The 3,180-nt window shown below is 63.7% G+C and carries 4 protein-coding genes; all 4 read right to left on the bottom strand.

Annotated features, from left to right (window positions below):
- Nucleotides 1-652: SMC-Scp complex subunit ScpB (gene scpB, locus Q0L94_RS16745; RefSeq protein ID WP_296755546.1), on the bottom strand; the 652-nt coding region annotated here is incomplete at its 3' end.
- Nucleotides 633-1,442, bottom strand: a complete 810-nt coding sequence (locus Q0L94_RS16740; RefSeq protein ID WP_296755543.1) for a ScpA family protein — start codon at nt 1,440-1,442, stop codon at nt 633-635. The genes scpB and Q0L94_RS16740, both read right to left, overlap by 20 nt.
- A gap of 28 nt (nt 1,443-1,470) precedes the next feature.
- Nucleotides 1,471-2,157, bottom strand: coding sequence for a 4'-phosphopantetheinyl transferase superfamily protein (locus tag Q0L94_RS16735; protein ID WP_296755541.1), 687 nt, complete (start codon nt 2,155-2,157; stop codon nt 1,471-1,473).
- Nucleotides 2,154-3,180 (bottom strand): thioesterase domain-containing protein (locus Q0L94_RS16730; protein ID WP_296755538.1); only part of this gene is annotated, 1,027 nt, incomplete at its 5' end. The genes Q0L94_RS16735 and Q0L94_RS16730, both read right to left, overlap by 4 nt.

Genomic DNA, 3,180 nt, shown 5'->3' with positions numbered 1-3,180 from the left:
CGCGGGCGGTCTCGATCACCGCGCCAAACGTCCGGGGAGCGTCATTGTCCGTCAATTCCGCGCGCAATTCAGGAATCAATGCAGTTTCATCCGGGGTGATGAGATTCCCCAGTTCTTCCAGCGGCGGCAGTTCGGACAGCGTGCGCAGCCCGAGATCGCTGAGGAAATGCCCGGTGGTGCCGAACAGCGCCGGGCGGCCGGGCACGTCGCGATGGCCGATGGCCTCGATCCAGCCGCGTTCTTCCAGCGTCTTGACGATGTTGGGATTGACCGAGACGCCGCGGATGTCCTCGATGTCGCCGCGCGTCACCGGCTGGCGGTAAGCGATGATGGCCAGCGTTTCCAGCACCGCGCGCGAGTAGCGCGGCGGCTTCTCGTTCTTCAGCCGCGACAGCCAGGGCTGCATCTCGGCGCGCGTCTGGAAGCGCCAGCCGTCCGCCACCTGCACCAGTTCGGCGCCGCGGCCATGCCACGCTACGCGCAGTTCGTCGAGCGCGCGGCGCAGCACGTCGCTGGCGAGGCTTTGATCCGCTCCTTCCTGCTCGAACATGCGCTTGAGATCGGCCAGCGACAGCGGCTCGACCGCCGCCAGCAGGGCCGCTTCCAGCACGATCTTCAGATCATCGGGATTGTCACTCGGTTGCAGATTCATGCAGTCTCACGTAAATGGGAGCGAACGGCTCGGCCTGGGTGACGTCGAGCAGGGTTTCCTTGGTCAGTTCCAGCACTGCGAGGAAGGTGACCACAAGTTCATGCACGGTCGAGGATTCGGGAAACAAGTCCTTGAATTCCATGAACTCGCCGGGCGTAAGACGCTTGAGGATGCGGCTCATGTGCTCGCGGATCGACAACTCCTGGCGACCGATGCGGTGATGGGTGCGGTTCTTCGCGCGCGACAGGATCGCCAGCCAGGCGGCGGCGAGTTCTTCCGGATGCAGGCTCGGCATGCGTTTCGCCGCCGCCGGCAGGAACACGCTGACGGTGTCGAAATCGCGTCCCGCCTGCGGCAGGGCATCGAGATGCTGGCCGGCCAGCTTCATCTGCTCGTATTCCAGCAGGCGGCGCACCAGTTCGGCGCGCGGATCCTCGCCCTCGCCCGCCTCCTCGGCCTGCTCGCGGCGCGGCAGCAGCATGCGCGACTTGATGTCGATCAGCATCGCCGCCATCAGCAGGTATTCCGCCGCCAGCTCCAGCCGCGTCGCACGCGCCGCCTCGACGTAGGCCATGTACTGCTTGGTCAGCGCCGCCATCGGGATGTCGAGCACGTCGAGGTTCTGGCGGCGGATCAGGTAGAGCAGCAAGTCGAGCGGGCCTTCGAAAGCGTCGAGAAAGATTTCGAGCGCATCGGGCGGAATATAGAGGTCCTGCGGCAGTTCGGTGTATGGCTCGCCCTTCACGCGGGCGACAGGGTGATCAGCCTGGACAAGAAGGGTTTCGACCATGGGGAGATTTTACACGCCTACCCGACTGTCAGAGCCGGAAGCTTGCATTTCGAACCGGGCCTCCTTCGGTCGCCAGCGCCATGGCATAGCCGGCAGCCATCGGGATTTCGCTCAAGTGCCACTGAATCGGGATGCCCCGCTCATCCCGCAGTGCGACGACCGGGTCAAGCGCGCAAAACGCCTGCAATGAATCCAGCCCCAGCCCCGCGGCTTTCACGACGGCTTCCTTGCGTACCCATACGCTGCAGAACCGCTGCGCGGTGTTGCTGGCCTGCTCCAGCACGGCCAATTCCCGGGGAGAGAAGCACTGGCGCGCCACGGCCAGGCAATCATGACAGCCCGCCACGCTTTCGAGATCGATGCCGATCCGTCGTTCCCGGGAAAAACCCAGGGCCACCCAGTCGCCGCTATGCGCGAGATTGAAATTCAATTTTTCTGCCGCCGCCAATCGGGGCTTGCCACAGGGCCCGTAACCGAACTCGATGCCGGCAGGCGGGCACCCGAGGAAACGGCCTAAAAGGCTGCGCAGAAGTCCGCGCGTGCACGCATAACGCTGGCCGTGCCAGGGGTTCAAATAGCGCGCCGCCCGATCGCGCTCGACCGGATCGAGCGTGGCCAGCCCGGCTTCCAGCCAATCCAGGTGCTCGGCAATATTCAGCCAGAGTACATGGACAAATTCTTCCGGCAGATCGAAGAACCCGGGCGGAATATTCATTTCGCCGCGCGCGACACTGGCCATCGAGGCAAACAAGCCGACAGCCTGTCGGCCAGAATCACCGCATTCGCGTCTTTGACCATGGTGCCGTGCGCTCCGGGAATCAAATGCAGGGTCAGGCCGCCCTTGAGCAAGGGACCCCAGCCCTCGCTCGGCCTTGTCAAACCGCCGATCCGTTCGGACGCTTCGAAGTAATACGCCGACAAATCGCAGCCCTGCGGCTGGTAGCCCCACATTGCCCAACGATGGCTTTCGCCCATACCGCGCAGTTCGCGCAGCCGGCCTAAACCAAGAAAATTCAGGACGGTGTAGTAGGTCCGCTCTTGCAGTTCCCGGATTTTTTTCTGTTTGATCAGACGGCGCCAACGGTGCCAGCTGCTGCTGAGCGACTGCGCATGATTGGGCACAAAGCTGTCCAGCAGGAAGAGCTGCACCTCGACGCCCTCCTGCAAAAGGCGACGCGCCATTTCATAAGCCACCAGCCCGCCGCTGGAAAACCCGCATAAAAGGTAAGGCCCGCTGGGCTGGAAGGTGCGCATGGACTCGATGCAATATTGCGCCATGGCTTCGACACTCGTATCGGGCGCCTCGTTGCCGCCGATCCCTCTGGCCTGAAGGCCGTACACCGGTCTGTCTCCCTTGAGATGCCGCACCATGGACTCATAATGGAAAAGGTTTCCGCCGCCGATCGTGTGCAGGCAGAAAAGCGCCGGCTCGCTGCCTCCCGTGCGCATGGCCAGCACCGGGCTGGCAGAATCGGAAGCATCCGCTGCTTCTGTCAGCAGCTGCGCCTGCTGCGCAATGCTGCCCGCGCCAAACCAGAGCGTGTTGAGATGGGGTTTGCGGCCGATCGCCCGATGGATGCGGTCCATGAGCTGGACGGCCAGCAGGGAATGTCCGCCCAGGTCGAAGAAGTTGTCGTGGATGCCCACGCGCGGCAGGTTGAGGGTTTCGGCCCAGATTGCGGCGATCGCGGTCTCGAGCGGGGTGCGCGGGGGCTGGTAGCCGGTTGCAGCAGCATCC

Source organism: Thiobacillus sp. (assembly GCF_024708915.1).
The sequence above is the reverse complement of the archived record's forward strand: the minus strand, read 5'-3'. Positions and strand labels throughout refer to the sequence as shown.

Bases quoted from the DNA above. Each gene is read 5' to 3' on its own strand.
- Q0L94_RS16740 (WP_296755543.1), bottom strand. From the start codon at position 1,442: ATGGTCGAAACCCTTCTTGTCCAGGCTGATCACCCTGTCGCCCGCGTG.
- Q0L94_RS16735 (WP_296755541.1), bottom strand. From the start codon at position 2,157: ATGAATATTCCGCCCGGGTTCTTCGATCTGCCGGAAGAATTTGTCCAT.